Origin of the sequence: Actinoallomurus sp. NPDC052274 (genome assembly GCF_040679475.1) — a bacterium.
Lineage (GTDB): Bacteria > Actinomycetota > Actinomycetes > Streptosporangiales > Streptosporangiaceae > Actinoallomurus > Actinoallomurus liliacearum.
Genome location: NZ_JBFAUT010000011.1, coordinates 128,105 through 142,985 on the forward strand (window position 1 = coordinate 128,105; position 14,881 = coordinate 142,985).

Annotated in this window: 17 protein-coding genes and 1 pseudogene; 10 read left to right on the forward strand and 8 right to left on the reverse strand. The window is 62.8% G+C overall.

Translation table 11 applies throughout. The annotated features are described in order from the left end of the window. The first annotated feature begins 237 nt into the window (after positions 1–237). Entirely contained in the window at positions 238–528 is a 291-nt protein-coding gene (locus AB0K82_RS12800; RefSeq protein ID WP_364396024.1) for a helix-turn-helix domain-containing protein, read from the forward strand. Positions 529–635: 107 nt separating this feature from the next. On the opposite strand, the gene AB0K82_RS12805 is transcribed toward AB0K82_RS12800, so the two are convergent. Continuing rightward, positions 636–2,180: an MFS transporter gene (locus AB0K82_RS12805; RefSeq protein ID WP_364395937.1), complete on the reverse strand. Its 1,545-nt coding sequence runs from the start codon at positions 2,178–2,180 to the stop codon at positions 636–638. Between the two features lie 9 nt (positions 2,181–2,189). Here AB0K82_RS12805 and AB0K82_RS12810 point away from each other — a divergent pair, with 9 nt between their 5' ends. After that, the gene (locus AB0K82_RS12810; RefSeq protein WP_364395939.1) at positions 2,190–2,423 is read left to right on the forward strand and encodes a hypothetical protein; all 234 of its coding nucleotides are present in this window, start codon (positions 2,190–2,192) and stop codon (positions 2,421–2,423) included. A gap of 129 nt (positions 2,424–2,552) precedes the next feature. On the opposite strand, the gene AB0K82_RS12815 is transcribed toward AB0K82_RS12810, so the two are convergent. Continuing rightward, positions 2,553–2,825, reverse strand: coding sequence for a citrate/2-methylcitrate synthase (locus tag AB0K82_RS12815; protein ID WP_364396026.1), 273 nt, complete (start codon positions 2,823–2,825; stop codon positions 2,553–2,555). On the opposite strand from AB0K82_RS12815, the gene AB0K82_RS12820 reads away from it, so the two are divergent. Continuing rightward, positions 2,769–3,107 (forward strand): short-chain fatty acyl-CoA regulator family protein, encoded by a 339-nt coding sequence (locus tag AB0K82_RS12820; RefSeq protein ID WP_364395941.1) that lies wholly within the window; start codon positions 2,769–2,771, stop codon positions 3,105–3,107. The two genes, AB0K82_RS12815 and AB0K82_RS12820, sit on opposite strands and share 57 nt — an antisense overlap. 43 nt (positions 3,108–3,150) lie before the next feature. On the opposite strand, the gene AB0K82_RS12825 is transcribed toward AB0K82_RS12820, so the two are convergent. The 4 genes from AB0K82_RS12825 to AB0K82_RS12840 form a co-directional block, all read right to left on the reverse strand. Next, the gene (locus tag AB0K82_RS12825; protein ID WP_364395943.1) at positions 3,151–3,702 is read right to left on the reverse strand and encodes an isochorismatase family cysteine hydrolase; all 552 of its coding nucleotides are present in this window, start codon (positions 3,700–3,702) and stop codon (positions 3,151–3,153) included. Positions 3,703–4,213: 511 nt separating this feature from the next. Next, a complete protein-coding gene (locus AB0K82_RS12830) occupies positions 4,214–5,137 on the reverse strand; it encodes a phosphotransferase (protein WP_364395945.1) in 924 nt (307 codons plus the stop codon). Next, a complete protein-coding gene (locus tag AB0K82_RS12835; protein WP_364395947.1) occupies positions 5,109–5,510 on the reverse strand; it encodes a TniB family NTP-binding protein in 402 nt (133 codons plus the stop codon). The genes AB0K82_RS12830 and AB0K82_RS12835 overlap by 29 nt, the downstream gene beginning before the upstream one ends. Beyond that, positions 5,507–5,875 (reverse strand): hypothetical protein, encoded by a 369-nt coding sequence (locus AB0K82_RS12840; protein ID WP_364395948.1) that lies wholly within the window; start codon positions 5,873–5,875, stop codon positions 5,507–5,509. Before AB0K82_RS12840 ends, AB0K82_RS12835 begins: the two co-directional genes overlap by 4 nt. A 625-nt stretch (positions 5,876–6,500) precedes the next feature. Between AB0K82_RS12840 and AB0K82_RS12845 the strand changes: the two genes are divergently transcribed. The 3 genes and pseudogenes from AB0K82_RS12845 to AB0K82_RS12855 all read left to right on the forward strand — a co-directional run. Continuing rightward, complete coding sequence (locus tag AB0K82_RS12845) at positions 6,501–6,725, forward strand: hypothetical protein (RefSeq protein WP_364395950.1); 225 nt, start codon at positions 6,501–6,503, stop codon at positions 6,723–6,725. Then, a complete protein-coding gene (locus AB0K82_RS12850; RefSeq protein ID WP_364395952.1) occupies positions 6,718–7,308 on the forward strand; it encodes a DUF2637 domain-containing protein in 591 nt (196 codons plus the stop codon). The genes AB0K82_RS12845 and AB0K82_RS12850 overlap by 8 nt, the downstream gene beginning before the upstream one ends. A 544-nt stretch (positions 7,309–7,852) precedes the next feature. Next, positions 7,853–7,966 (forward strand): annotated as a pseudogene (locus AB0K82_RS12855) (hypothetical protein); the annotation flags it as partial. 30 nt (positions 7,967–7,996) lie between these two features. Here the strand turns inward: AB0K82_RS12855 and AB0K82_RS12860 are convergent. Next, entirely contained in the window at positions 7,997–8,398 is a 402-nt protein-coding gene (locus AB0K82_RS12860) for a hypothetical protein (RefSeq protein WP_364396028.1), read from the reverse strand. A gap of 581 nt (positions 8,399–8,979) precedes the next feature. Here AB0K82_RS12860 and AB0K82_RS12865 point away from each other — a divergent pair. Next, positions 8,980–12,318: a hypothetical protein gene (locus AB0K82_RS12865; RefSeq protein WP_364395954.1), complete on the forward strand. Its 3,339-nt coding sequence runs from the start codon at positions 8,980–8,982 to the stop codon at positions 12,316–12,318. Between the two features lie 205 nt (positions 12,319–12,523). Here the strand turns inward: AB0K82_RS12865 and AB0K82_RS12870 are convergent, their stop codons facing one another. Then, positions 12,524–13,255, reverse strand: coding sequence for an XRE family transcriptional regulator (locus tag AB0K82_RS12870; RefSeq protein WP_364395956.1), 732 nt, complete (start codon positions 13,253–13,255; stop codon positions 12,524–12,526). A 273-nt stretch (positions 13,256–13,528) separates the two neighbouring features. Here AB0K82_RS12870 and AB0K82_RS12875 point away from each other — a divergent pair, with 273 nt between their 5' ends. From AB0K82_RS12875 to AB0K82_RS12885, 3 genes are all read left to right on the forward strand, one after another. Continuing rightward, a complete protein-coding gene (locus tag AB0K82_RS12875; RefSeq protein ID WP_364395957.1) occupies positions 13,529–13,942 on the forward strand; it encodes an ATP-binding protein in 414 nt (137 codons plus the stop codon). Continuing rightward, positions 13,939–14,175, forward strand: coding sequence for a winged helix-turn-helix domain-containing protein (locus tag AB0K82_RS12880; RefSeq protein WP_364395959.1), 237 nt, complete (start codon positions 13,939–13,941; stop codon positions 14,173–14,175). Before AB0K82_RS12875 ends, AB0K82_RS12880 begins: the two co-directional genes overlap by 4 nt. 238 nt (positions 14,176–14,413) lie before the next feature. After that, the gene (locus AB0K82_RS12885) at positions 14,414–14,863 is read left to right on the forward strand and encodes a GntR family transcriptional regulator (RefSeq protein ID WP_364395961.1); all 450 of its coding nucleotides are present in this window, start codon (positions 14,414–14,416) and stop codon (positions 14,861–14,863) included. The last annotated feature ends 18 nt before the right edge of the window (positions 14,864–14,881 follow it).

Consider the following 14,881-nt stretch of genomic DNA (forward strand, 5'->3'; position numbering starts at 1 on the left):
TTCCGCAGGGCTCCCGCGCACACTGAGTCCTTCCCAGCAACGGATCATTGAGCGGACGGTGACCGGCGGTTACCGGAACGACTCAATGCCTGTTCAGACAGATGTAGTTAACATGGGGATATCAGGATGCCGAGCAGAGATCGGCGGGGGACGAATAGTGGGAGGAACATGCGGCGGCGCGTGGATGAGATGATCGACTACTGCACTCTTGAGGTCGCGATGACCGTCTGCGGGGGTATGTGGAAGCTCAGCATCCTGAAATATCTGTTCGGTGAAACGCTACGTTTTGGTGAATTGAATCGGGCGATGCCCGATATCACTCCGCGGATGCTCACCCGTCAGTTGCGCGAGCTGGAGGAGGACGGTCTCGTGCGACGCACCGTCTACCAGGAGATCCCGCCGCGCGTGGAGTACTCGCTGACCGAGATCGGCATGAGCCTGCGGGGCCTGGTGACCCAGTTGGAGGAGTGGGGCGACTACTACCGGGAGCAGGTCCGCAGCACCGTCCCAGACTCCACGGCGGCCTGAACCCGCCGGACCGACGCGTGAGGGCCATCTCGTAGGGGCGTACGCCGCCCCACAAGATGGCCGTTTCCCGCGTGCCCGCTGTTACGGATTCCCACGCGGCCGTGGCCTCAGACCGTCGACTCGTGCGCTGCCGGGGTGTGTTGCGGGGTGTCCTCCGCGGCCTCGGCCCCGCCGGGGCGCAGGAGGACGGCGGTCAGGGTGGCGAGCACGAGCAGGACCGCCGCCACCGTTGCGGTGCTGACGGAGAAGCCCGTCTCGAAGGCGTGCTGCGCGCTGCTGCGCAGCGCCTCCCCCGTCCCGCCCGCGAGCTTGGCCGCCAGGTCCATCGCGACGCTCAACGACCCCGAGACGGCGTCCGCCTGGGCGGCCGTCAGTCCGTCGACGGGCTTGAGGCTGGCGCCGTACGCCACCATCGTGATGATGCCCATGGCCGCGACGCCGAGCCCGGCCCCGAGCGAGAACCCGACCTCCTGGACGGCGCCGGCCTCCGCGGCCCGCTCGGGCGGTGCCGAGCTCATCATCGAGTCCGCGCCCAGCGTCATGACCGTGCCCGCGCCGAGGCCGGCCGCGACCAGCGCCGAGAGGTTCCCGGCCGCCCCGAACACCGAGAGCGCGAGCAACGCCAGGGCGAGCAGAGACACTCCGGCCGTCACTCCCCACCGGTTGCCGACGGCCGCGGCGAGCCGCGGGGCCAGCACACCGCCGACCGCGCCGGCCACCGCCACCGGCACCAGCGACAGGCCCGCGGTCAGCGGTGAGCAGCCGTCGACCAGCTGCAACTGCTGGGTCAGGAGGAACAGCAGCCCGGTGTAGGCGCCGTAACACAGCAGGATCGACACCGTGGCGACCGAGAACCGGCGGTCGGTGAAGAGCCGCATGTCAAGCAGCGGGTTGGGAATACGGCGCTGGCGCAGGGTGAAGACGACCAGCAACGCCGCACCCAGGACGCCGACGCCCACGGTGACCGGCGAGACGCCCCCGGGCTGCCCGATGTGCTGCAGCCCGTACACGGCGCCCGCCAGGCCGAGGACCGAGATCAGCGCGCTCACGCCGTCGAAGCGGCGCGGCGCGGGGTTGCGGGACTCAGGGACCAGTACCCCGCCGGCCAGCAGTGCGACCGCCGCGATCGGCACGTTGACCAGGAACACCGCCCCCCAGAAGAATCGCTCCACCAGGGCGCCGCCGAGCACCGGCCCGAGCGCCGCGCCGGTGCTGGAGCTTGCCACCCAGAGTCCGTACGCCAGCGACCGCTCGCGGGCGATCGGGAAGACGACGCGGATGATGACCACAGTGCTCGACAGCATCATCGAGTAGCCGAGACCCTGCGCGGCCCTGGCCGCGATGAGCTGACCCGGCGCCGAGGACAGGGCCGCCACGAGCGAGGCGAGCCCGAAGACGGTCAACCCCGTCACCAGGATCCGCTTGCGCCCGAGCCGGTCTCCCAAGGTGGAGCAGATCACCAGCGTCGCCGCCACGGTGAGCGCGTAACCGTCCATGATCCATAGCAGTTGGGAGCTGGACGGCAGCAATTCCCGGCCCACGGTGGGCAGTGCGACATTGAGGATCGTGAGGTCCATGCCTCCCATGAGCATTCCGGCCAACAGGACGACAAGCACCGCCCAGCGGCGGGGATCCGACTCATCTTCTGTCATGAGTTAATCGTGCAGATCACCAACCGGGCAGGACAAGTACGGTATTTCTTGTCCCTGGGGGCAAAATGTGTACCGCCCCTGACCGACTTCTCTTGGGAAATGGATGCAATGTTCGGGCTGATCGCTGTTGTTGCCGAGCGCCCAGCGCGGCCCGGTGTGTCCGGCTTGCAGTTCGCACAGCAGCCGGACCCGTCGCGATCCGGTCGAATCGAGCAGCACCGCGCGTTCGCCTTCGGTCAATGAACCGCTGGAGATCGAAGCCGGCGCCGCGCCCACGACCACGCTCGAACTGCCCGAAGAGGTCGCCCGAGCACTGCGTCTGCACCACAAGCGCCAGGCGGCACAGCGACTGAAACGGCTGGTCCGGCTCACTCAGGCCGGTGCCGGGACCGGGCGCTGGGCCGGGACCGGGCGCTGGGTCGGGCCGTTGTAGAAGCCCAGCGGGCGGATCAGGGCGTTGTGGTCGACCTGCTCGATGATGTGGGCGATCCAGCCGGTGATCCGGCTCATCACGAAGATCGGCGTGAACATCGGGATGTCGAAGCCCATCAGGTGGTAGGCCACGCCGGCCGGGTAGTCGAGGTTGGGGTGGATGCCCCTGCGTTCGATCGTGGCCTCGCGCAGGGCGGCGTGCAGCTCCCCCAGCCGCGCCGCCTCGGCGGTGCCCGCCTGGGCGTCGGGCGTCGCGCACCACGCGCCGACTTCGCCGTCGCCCTCGGCTGCGAAGCCCGGCACGCCCACCGGCTCGTCTACGGCGAGGGCATCGCCCTCGACGACCCGCGCGCGGCCACCCCCATCGGCCGGGGCTGCCGGATCTGCGAACGCCGCGACTGCGCCCAGCGCGCCCGGCCCATGGCCGGCGGACGTCTGGCCATCGACGCGAACCGCCGCAGCCAGGTGCCCTACCGCGTGCTCGGCGGCTCGTGAGCCCGCCGGGCAGGCGGCTTCCGGGGTCTCGCGGTGGGTGAGGTCAGGTGGCCGGCCGGATCATCTCGAGCAGGTCGGGCGTCGTGCGCACGTCGCCGAAGGAGCGGTAGATGGTGTGCAGTGTGGCGTTGTGATCCTGATCGCGTCGTGCCGCGTTGGCGTCCGCGACCATGATGACCCGCAGTCCGAGAGCGGCGGCGTCGCGGGCGGAGGACTCGCAGCACACATTGGTGACGGTTCCACTGATCAGAACGGTGTCGACTCCGCGCTCTTCCAGCAGCCCGGGAAGGTCACACCGGCCGGGGAAGAACGCGCTGGGAGCCGATTTCTCCACCAGCACATCACCCGGACGGACCGCCAGTTCCGGCCACAACCGCTCGGGCAGCGGCCCCGTCCCGCCGGACGCGCGGTAGGCCTCGGCTGTTTCCGGGCCGAAGAACTCATCCAGCACCGGCGTCCTTTCGCCGGCTGCTGGAAGTACCCAGGCGACCGTGCCGCCCGCTGCGCGAAGGGCATCGGCGATGCGGCCGATGTTCGGCACGATGCCGCGGCAGTAGGGGTTGCCGGACACGAAGAACGGCACCATGTCGATCACCACGAGCGCGGTACGGGCCGGGACGAGGTTCACGAACGCGAACCGGCGACCACGGCGAGCCTCATGCCGGGCGTACTCCCGAGGATCGATCCACCACTCGTGCTGCCGCACCTCGGCATCCGGCGGCAAGGCTCCCCCCGATCCACACATAAGGCGTCAGCATCCGCACACGATCGTGGCAGAGCCCCCGCAGGTCTAGCGTCACCTTCACTGAGCCGGCGTCAGATCGCCGCCCGGCCGGCCGCCGGGCTGGACCGCCGGATCACGGTGGCAGCCGAACAGATCTCCGCTCCGAGCGCGAACGCGCCGCCCTGCCGACTGAGCCCCAGGCCACGGGCAAAGCAGCTCTGCGTGACGGTGATGACTGATGGTGATTCGTGCGCAGACGGCGATGGGGCGTTGGCGTACGGTCCGGGTCCGAAGCGCCGGGATGTCTCGACTCGCCTCATCTGCGGCCGGGGCCAGCACGACGCGGTCAGGTGCGGCCCGGCACACCCCTGGGAACGCGGACCTATTCCACATCCCCCGCCAATTCAACGTACAACCCTTCCATAGCGGTGTGGTCGTCGTCGGTGCCGGTGTGTGGAGCGGCGAACCAGCGCGCGTACTCGGCGATCTCGGAAAGCCGCCAGTCCAGCGCGAACAACTCGACCATCGCGGGGTCGGGGAGCAAGAGGCCGTCTGCCGCAGCGAGCAGGTCGGCGTAGTCTCGTTCGGGCGGTGCGAGAGCCAGCGACTCCCAGTCGACCAGCCTCAACCCCTGGGCGGTCATGACCTGGTTGTCATTGTGCGGCTCGCCGTGTGTCGGCACCCATGAGTCCCGACGGGAGAATGCTATTTCCGCCAGTTCCCGGTAGCGGCCCGTCCAGTCTTTGATCACATCGTCGTGTGCGGCAAGGGCGACCCGTGCCTGCTCCGCCAACGGCCCGCTAGTCCAGGGCTTGGCGGTGCGAGCTCGCAACTCATCCGCGAATTCAGGGCCGACCTGCGGAGTCCAAGACCGCAGGCCATCAGGCGGGGCAGCGCGATGCAGCGCGGCCAGCGCGAGAACGACCTCGCGGACATGTCGGGGCTCGCGGGCCTCCGCCTCGGTCGGGCTCCGGCCCTCCAGCCACGGCGTCACGCTGAGCACGCCGGCCCCGACGTCGACCGTGAACCGTCCGGACCGGGCGGGCAGCGGCGCACATGCCACGTCCAGGCCAGCGGCGGCCAGGGCGGCGGCCCCGGCGTAGGCAGCCTCCAGGGACGTCGTGGTGTGCCGGGGCCCCAACTGGTCCAATGTCACGAACAGAGTGGTGCCCCCGCCGATCGCACGCCAATGGTGGGCGCCGAATCCCCATGGCAGGTAGCTGATATCGACAATCTCGGACAGCCAGTGCGTAGCGACCCCATGCGCGATCGCCTCGTCACTGATGAAGGAAGGGCGGGACAGCACAAGACCCGATTCTAGGAAGCACACGGACACGCATGCATGGGGTTTTCGCCGCACGGCCGACCTGACGCCACCGCCGCAGCACGTTTTGGAGTTCGTCGATCACCAGGACGGGGACACGCGTTTCGCGCAACAGCCGCAACGCCGACTGCTCCAGCAGCCCCAGGTTCGGCCGGGCGCCGAGCGCGGACAGCAGCGCGATATGGAACCGCGGCATCTTCGGATCCGGGTGCATCTGCATCGTCAGCACCGGGAACTCCTCCCGGTCAGGATGGGAGACCACCGGGTGGGACCGCCGGAACTTCTCGATGATCATCGACTTGCCCCAAATGAAAAGGTCCAGCTCGCGGGTCGCGCCCGAGAAGCCGGACTTCATGGGGCGGGTGTCAGGCGTCGCTTGGCCGTGGAGCTGACGTGGTGGCGGGTCACCGTCGCGATCTCGTGCCAGAACGGTGGTCGGGCGGTCAGGTACGTGCCGAGCACGGACAGAATGCCGAGGCAGACGTCCACGCTGAGCCGCCCCTGCTCCGCCCAGTAGACGTCCCGCAGGTCCAGCAACAGGGCGAACTCATCGGTGATCAACGCGGTGCCGGCGCTGTACGCGGCGGCGACCGCGGGGTGTCCCACGGCCTGTCCGTGACCGCGAACCGCGATCAGGCCGACGGCGGCGAGCGTGGCTATGCCGAAGTTGTAGTGGTGCAGATGCCGGCCGCCCGTGGAGATGTTCCCCAAGGCAGCCACCCGCCCCGGATACCGTGCGTGATCAATCGTACGACGCCCCAGGTGGTGCCGAAGGAGATCCACATCGCCAGGAGAGACCGCTTCGTGGGGGTGAGGTGCCGGTGCGCCGACTCGCGCCAGCGCTCGACGAGGGATGATCGGCCATGTCCTGGTTCCGTGCCCGGGCACGGGCCGCGTTGCGATGACAGGGGCTTTGATCCCATGGTCACCTCTCGCCTACTGGCCCGCAGGCCGCCGCGCCTGCTCACCGCTCCTACCACTCCGATGGTAGACATGCGGTCGCGACGACCTGCGCATCCTCCCGACCGGAACAATTCCTGTTTCTGGCCCCCTTCGCGGCCCCTACTGCTGTACTTCGCAGCTGTACGGACACGAAAAAGGCCGGTTCCTTGATCGGAACCGGCCTCTGACCTGGGTGGGCGATACTGGGTTCGAACCAGTGACCTCTTCGGTGTGAACCATATTTGGTCAGTCAATCTTCTCCCTGGTCGGCAGCGAGCCACGCGGGGCGCCTCTCACCTGCGATTACGTCCGGAGGAGTCGCGGTGAGTCTGAGGGTGCCTGAAGGCGTTGGCTCCCAAAATTGGCTCCCGCGGCTCCCCTCCCGGACGGGAGAGGAGCCCCTATGGCAATCGAGATCAACGAAGACCACATGTCCCTCACGGTCGACGGCCGCGAGGTCGCCACGGCGAATCGGACCGGAGATCAGTGGACCGTCACCACCTGGCCGGTCCCCCTCACCTACAACCAGGCGATCACGGCCCTGACCTTGGCCGAACGACTCGCCTGCGGATACGGCGAGGGCGATCCATTCGTCGCCTCCTGGCGCGAGGAGTTGGCCCGTGCTTGACCGCGTCATCCGGGCCACCACCGCCCTCGCCGTCATTGGCGTGGCCGCCGTCGCCGCCGTCATCTCCTACCGGCACGCCTACGAACTGGTGCGCTCTCACGGCGAGTCGGGCACAACCGCACGACTCGTACCGCTCACCGTGGACGGCCTCATCTGGGCAGCCTCCATGGTGGTACTCGACGCCAACCGGCGCACCAGGGCTGTACCACCACTGGCGCTGTGGAGCCTCGGAGTCGGCATCGTGGCTACGATCGGCGCCAACCTGGCACACGGCGTGGGACACGGACCGATAGGTGCCCTGGTCAGCGCCTGGCCCGCCCTGGCTCTCGTCGGCTCCTACGAACTGCTGATGATGCTCATCAGAAACGAGCACCGTCCCTCTACGGGGAAGGCTACGCACCAGGCAGCGAGCCAGCCCCCACCGCAAGTCGAAATCGACGTACCACCTGCGCCATCGGGCGCACCAACGCTGGAGCAGGCGATACGCACGCGATACGAAGCCGGCAATAGCCAACGGGCCATAGCCCGTGAGCTGAACATCGATCGGCGCAGAGTCAAACGAATCATCGAGCAGAGGGTATGAGGACAACCCCTGCACCATACGGTGGTGCAGGGGTCGTCTCTATACGCACCGGTACCGGCTTGCCCTTCCGAGCAACCGCAAGCTGGGACAACGGGAGGCTCACCCGAACGGTTCCCAGTCGTTCAAAGCAACCATCTTGGACTCAGTTGATCGTCGGCCAGGTCATGGCAACACGACGACAATCGCTGCGAGAGCCGCTAGTTTATTACGTATGCCCCCTCAGCGTTCCCTCACTGACACCCAAGCGCTCTGGGCGCTGGCTGAGATCCGATCAGGTCGGCTCACGCAGGCGGAGGCTGCGAGGAAGCTTGGGATCAGCCCGCAGATGATGAATGCCATCGTCAGCAGACGCACTTACAGACACCTCCATGGCCACCAACATGGCGACCGCGATTTCCGTAACGGCAGTAAGCGCTACGGACGCGACGAAGTACCCGAACGACGCTACCAAAGAGAGGCGCGATTCTGGGCCGAGGTTGACCGATCCGGAAGTTCGAACTCATGCTGGCCCCACCGAAGGGCTTACAGATCCGATTATGCCAGGATGGCTCTATTCCAAAAACAGCTAGGCACCACCGCTGCGCATGTTGTCGCCTACACGCTAGCCAACGGTCTAAAGGTGCCACCGCCGAAGGGAACCGTGCTGCGCCACCTGTGCGACAACAAGCCGTGTTGCAATCCAGCTCACCTAGTTCCAGGAACCGTGGCCGAGAATCTTGAAGATCGGTTCCACGCCCAACGCGAAGGCCGTCGCGGCCCGCGCGAAGTGACGCAGCCGATCCCGCCGCCAGCCGGCGGGTGGAAGATTGCCGTAGGTGATCCCGATGACTTGGAGCTGCGAGCCAGGAGTGCCGAGTTCTGGGTGAATATCGACCGACAAGGACCTGAAGACTGCTGGCCGTGGATCGGAAAGACCCGAAACAAGTTTGGCTATGGGCAGTTCAGGTGGCAAGGGCAACAAGCGGCTCTTGCACACCGCATCGCATACCAGTTGCAGCACAGCATCGATCACTACTCCGATGTCCCCAGTATCATCCTGCACCGTTGCCCAAAGCCCGAGCATCGCAACGAATGTTGCAATCCGCGCCATCTAGCCGCTGGGACCCAAGCAGAGAACCGACGGGACTGTATCAACCATGGCACGATGCCGCGTGGAGAGAATCACCACGCGGCCAGGCGATTTCCTGACGTTCTGATTAGCGAAATGCGCGAACATTATTGGGGATCACCTCCAAACGGCCGTCCGACCTATACCGAACTCGCAGCACAGTTCGGAACCTCAATCACCTCTGTCAGTAGGTGGATCAACGGCAGAGGGCGTCTCCAAGCAGGTGGACCGACACAAGAGGTCGACACATCTCTCGCTCATCTACCAGTGATCAACTTGGCCTAAACGCCGATCTCCAAGATCGCAGCTCATTCCGAGCTACAAGCTTCACGACTGAATCCTACTTCTCCATCATCATCGCAACCTAGGAAGAGCCTCCGTTGCACGAGCTACTTCGGATAGAGCAAGCACTCTCCACAAAGCATCTCGATCACGCACTTTTTGAGCGGTGCGCCACCGACCTACTAGGCGCAATATATCCCGGACTTTCACCAATACCTGGCGGCACGGACTGGGGAAGAGACGCAGACATCCATTCTCACACCGAGGAACCACCGATCCGATTGCTGGTCACGACCGCGCGCAGCGTCGATGGCGTAAAGGCAAACATGGTTTCAGGCCTAAAAAGCATGGCAGCACACAGTCGACCGGTACACCGCATCATACTAGCGAATCCCGCCGCGCTAAACGAACAACAGCGTGAGAAGCTCCGACAAAAGGCGGCAGAGTTCGGGGTGATAGTGGATTCTATTTACGACCGACAATATTTCAGTAGCGCACTTCGGCGCGATGGCGAGTGGCGGAGAGAACTCCTCGGCCTATCAAGCGAATCAATCACCCTGACCCGGGCGCCGGCTAGCCTTGCAGAAAGTCCATGGGCCCACCTCCCGCTAACGGGAAGAGATGATGAGCTGACTCAAATCGCGGATTCAGACGGAGACATAATCCTTACTGGTTCACCGGGTGTCGGCAAGACGCGGCTAGCCGCGGAAGTCCCGAACGTGTACTTCGTCGATGAAGCTGCCTCTAGCACCCGCCTACTAGACGACTTGCGAGCACTCTCACCGGCAGCTATTGCGATTGACGACGCCGGCCAGCGGATTGATACCCTCAAAGAAGTTGTTCACCTACGTCGCACTGAAGGCGATCTCCTAGAATATAGGATCATCGCGATCTGCTGGCAGGACGAGGTTGAGTCAGTTGAAGATGCATTCTCCGTCTCAACCGAAATCAAGGTTAGTCTCCTTGAGCGCCAACATATTGATACCATTATCAGGGCGATGGGCATTCATGGTGACATTGCCCGGCAAGAAATTCTCGACCAAGCTGAAGGGCGACCAGGCTGGGCAGTGGCCCTGTCCGATCTCCTATTGAAAACCCAGGAATGGACATCACTGGCAGACGGACGCGCACTGCTCGGAGAAGTTGAGCGCTATCTACGTCGCGCGGGAGTCGAAAAGAATGCTATCGACGTCCTTACGGCCATCGCCGCACTCGGCGGCATCTTGAATAGCGAGATCTCTAAGCTAGCCGCAGATCTCGCACTGAGCGGCCCCGAAGCACGGGTTCTGATACTGAAGGCCGCACAGGGCGGAATAGTGGACGTTTCCAATGTTTACGATCACAACAGGGGGAAAGAGTCCCGGAAATACAATGTTCGCCCGCCGATGCTCGCTCGCGCGCTAGTCGCCGAACATGCATTCAGGACAGACGTTCCAGTTTTCAATGTCGACGACCTCGTAGATTCGTGGACCGACAGACGGGACGACCTGGTTGAGATCGCGATCGAAAGCGCATTCCTCGGCGCGAACCAGGCACGAAGCGTTGCACGTCGCCTCATGAAGAGGTTGCTCCCAGATAGCGCTTCTCCCGAGCTCATGCTCCGCTATGCCCTACTTGGATCACAAGAGGGACAGCATGTCCTGCAAACAGTTAAGCTGGCGCTTAGGTCTTTGCAGGATTCAGGGCTTGAAGACACCTGGTACTTGCAAGAACTTACTCGGATATCTGCAGTTATTGCTCGACGGTACCTATTCTCAGAAGCGGTCGACCTCCTACTCGACTTCGCTTGGATGGATCAACGCTCACCCACACATACACTAGGGCATGCACTTCGGCAAATTCAAGAGCTTATATCGGACTACCACCCCGAACTACAACGCACGAAGAAGATACGTAAGCTAATTGTTCGGCGAGCCGATGCCTGGATTGCGGACCGCGAGGCCGACTCACGCGCATGGCAGGTCTACAGCGCGGTGGTTACGGCATGCTTGTCGCTTCATCTGCAAAGTCGATACCTAAACCCAGCCGACATGCGGCAAATGGTAATCACCGAGACAATCGTTGATCCTGACGAGACTAAAGAAATCTTCGAGCAGATCTGGCCAATCATTAGGGAACGTCTCTCGCAATCACCAGCAGAGCCTATAAAAGCTGCGATAGACCAAGCCTACGATTGGCTGCGTATCGGTGGCGGACATGACCAGCCGTTCGGGATTAACCACGCATCTGCAAGCATCGACGCCGCTAAGCATTTCGGAACTAAGCTAATCGTAGATCTGAGCGGCTTCACCAGGAACCATCCCGGCCTAGCCATGCTCTTGCGGAATCTCGCACGTCGACATGGCGTCCAGATTGAAGTGCGGATCGACGATGTTAGCGAGATTTTCCTCGTAAATCTTGATCACGGCGACGGGCGGCAGAGGTCCCAAGAACGACTGCGAGAGAACATTATTTCACTTGCAACACGTTGGGCCAAAGACAAACCATCTGAAATCATTCCCTTGTTGATGAAAATAAGGACTGATCTGTCGCTCGCGAACGCTACATGGCCGCCGCGGCTTCAATGGGCTTGCGAAACAATAGCCGAACGAGCCGAAAACCCAATACCATGGGTTGAAACTTCTCTTGCGGTTGGATTGTTTCCGGATGCATGGCCCTTTGTAAGAGCCGCGCTACGGACTTCGGCATCAATGCCGCAACGTCTTCTAGAGCAATGTCTGGACGACCCGATAGCACGTTCTTCAACAATTGAGAGCGTCCTGGTCGAGGCGGTTTCGGAGACGACGCGACAAATGGCCTTGCAACGACTGAAGCCAGCAGATCTTCGTCTGATGGAATCGCTTTTCATGCGACACATCACTACTCCTGATCAAGAACGCGCCATGCTTACCCGCTGCGTGGAGTCAACCAGAGGAGTCGTTGCACTAGCCTTGTTCATGGCGAAGGCAGAGAAAGATCAGGCATGGTCGCCGGCCGAGATCGAACTGGAATGGCTTTCAGCATTTCAACTCTTGGATCTCGAATCGGTGTCCTCTCTTCACGATTACCATATAGACGAACTTGCCGCGTTCATGAGTCGCTGGTATCCGAATGAACTGTATGATTATGTGGCGCGCACTCTTACCGAAGCACTAGAAAGCTGCAGCGCCGTACCCCATCGGCTTGAGACCTTCTTGCGCTCATTTCCCAGCGATAAAAGAACCGACCTACTGGACCACTTCGGATCGTCCGACTTGCGTTGGTTTCTATTGCGCACCCTTCCCGGCGGGGATGTGGATTGGCTACAACGATCACTTGACCAAGGGAAGATGACGCCACAAGAGGTATTGGCCGTAAGGGATGGACTGTCGGGCCCGGAGCCTTCTACCGCAGATCTGGCCCGTCTTCTTATACCTCGAGACGTTGAACCGGAGATTATCGCACTGCGCGCCGAACTCGGGGTGGCATGGGGCGAGGAATCCGAGCGCATGGATCGACTAGTGGCAGAATTTGAGGAATACAGCCGATCAGAGGATCCTAACGTCGCAGCTGTCGGCAAAGCAGGCGTCAGGATCTATACCCAGAAACGTGATGCCGCGAAGGCCATCGAACGAGTCAAACGTATCCGTGGAGAGATTTAGGCTACCGCCTATTCGCCAGTCTAGAACCGGATCGTGAGTGACCAAGAGGGCCTCGTCAGCGAGAGTACCTGACGGATGGGACCAGAATGCGAGATGATCACTAGAGCCGATGCCATAAACGGTTCTAGGTGATCGCCTTAGCGTGCTGCGGGTAACTGATCGTGCAGCTTCCCTTACCTTCACCTTCACCGTAGCGCTATGTATTTCAGGCGCAATCTGTCGCGTCCGCCCACACACGGTCGAAGCTTTCAAAGTAAGTCTCTGCCATGTCACCTGGAACCGTGTGTCGGATCTCGAATACTGGGGCATGCGATGCGGGCACCCCGTGGATGTGAGTATTGATCAGGGCGTACTCATCAGCTCGATAAATCGACGCATAGAGAGCAGTGTCGTGAAGTCGGATCTGCACGCCGTCGATCTCAACGAGAGGCCGGTATAGCGTGATGGCGTTACGCACCTTCGCCGCGATGGCAGCATTGATCCCTTCACATACTCCGCGCGCGGATACTTGGGACCCTTCTGGGCAGCCAAGTAGGATCCGAACGCGAACGCCTGCGCGCGCCTTATTCGCCAGAACGCAAATGATTCCGTTGTCTTCGGCAAGAAAGAGCGCTGCGTATGCCAGCACACCGATTTCTCGCCTGGCAGATCCGAATAGCGTAAGCCATACTTCGCGCGGCACAGCCCACCTATGCGCGTAGGCAGCCTCGATGTTCGTCGACTTTACCGCCCTTGCTGCATACATTCGCTTAGCATGAGGCCAGTTTACCTCTTCCTCGACGCCGATCATCTCGGCAAGGCTGCGACGGTAGCGCGGGTATGGCAGACGGCCATGTATCCAGCGCTTTACCGTCTTCAGGTCAACGCCGAGGCGTCTTGCTATATCCGACTCATCGATTCCGGACGCAGCAATAGCTGCGAGTAATTCTGCGTTCACGGTTCCTTCTCCACCTCTATTTTGGCACGAGCGTCTGCATCGACGTAGGGCGTTCGTAACGAGGCTAGACCATAGGTTGGGGACGTCTCCGGACATCGCGCAGCCGTCCCAGGACGTCCACATGCCCTGTCGAGAAATCCCGAGACGTCCGTGAGTTCAGGTAGCGGCGTCGAGCTGCCTGCTTGAACGTTGCTCTTGGGCACGGAACCACGCCCTGAAAAACAAGAGGCTACAAGTGCTGCGAGGCGGACCATGGATCCACGATCGGACTGCATGCTCACGGTTGCATTGCCATCTGCTGTCGGCCGTGCGCGTGCATACACGCGGTGGGTTCTCGGCGCCTGGGGGCTCGACGGAGAGGTGGTCACGGTCGAGCTGCTGGTTAGTGAGCTGGTGACCAATGCCGTGAACGCTACCGGGGTCTTTTGCGACATGTCTGGCCAGAGCAATCTGGCCGGCAAGGCCGCACCGATCTACCTCTGCCTCTCCGTGGTGGCGGAAGCGCTGCATATCGAGGTCTGGGATGTAAGTAAAAAGTTGCCCAGGAAGAGAGCCGCCTTGGACAAGGACGAAAACGGACGCGGGCTGCTGCTCGTGGAAACGCTCTCCAAGGAATGGGGCTGCAAAGTACTGCCGTCCGGCGGAAAGATCGTTTGGTGTAAGTACCTCATCGGGGCAGGAGCATGACGAGACGAGAAGAAGCAATCGCAAGGCTGCTTCAGGAGCGGATCGAGTCTGGCGAATGGAAACCCCGACGTCAGATTCCCTCGCAGCGGCGACTAGCGGTGGAACTCAACGCTTCGCCAGGGACCGTACATCGCGCGGTCGCCAATCTTCGAGAGCGCGGCTACCTGTGGACGCTCCCCCACAAGGGCAGCTACACCCGCCCGCCGGAGCACTGGGGGAAGGCGGCGGAATGAGCACGCGAGAGGAGAAGCTTCAGCAATCACTGGCGGAGTTCTACGCTCTGCTAGATTCGATGCGCTTCACCGGAGCGTCACAAGTGGTGGAGGTTCAGCACCTTAAGGTGTTGATTTCGAAGTACCCGGATCAGGCTCGGTACTTCGTGGCGGGCTTGGACCAAGACGGTGCTGACGCTGGAAGCGACGGACAGTAGCGGCAGCCTGAGCATCAAGAGGGCGGGGCACGAGGTAGACGGTGAGTTCCGGATCGGCTCCCTGGGGAGCGTATGCGCAGATTGCCGATGCGCTACGCGGACGCATCGTCACGGGTAAACTCGTCGCCGGAGCCCTGCTGCCGTCCGAGGCCGCCTTGTGCCACGAGTTCTCTGTCGCGCGCAACACGGTTCGGCGCGCCCTCGGATTGCTTGAGGCGGAAGGGCTGATCCAGACCTTCCCCGGCAAGGGCCGCATGGTGGCTGGCTACGTCACGACGCCGTACACCTATCTCCGAATTGCCGCCGAGTTGCGCCAGCAGATCGACAGCGGCGAGCTCGTTCCTGGGGAAGTCCTGCCCAGTGAGGCTGCGCTCATGGCGCAGTACGGAGTTGCCCGGGGCACTGCTCGGCAGGCGCTCGCCCATCTCGAAGCGGCCGGTCTCGTCGAGGTCCGACATGGCAAGGGACGTTTCGTGCGGAGACGTCCTTAGACACCGTTCCCGCGTCCC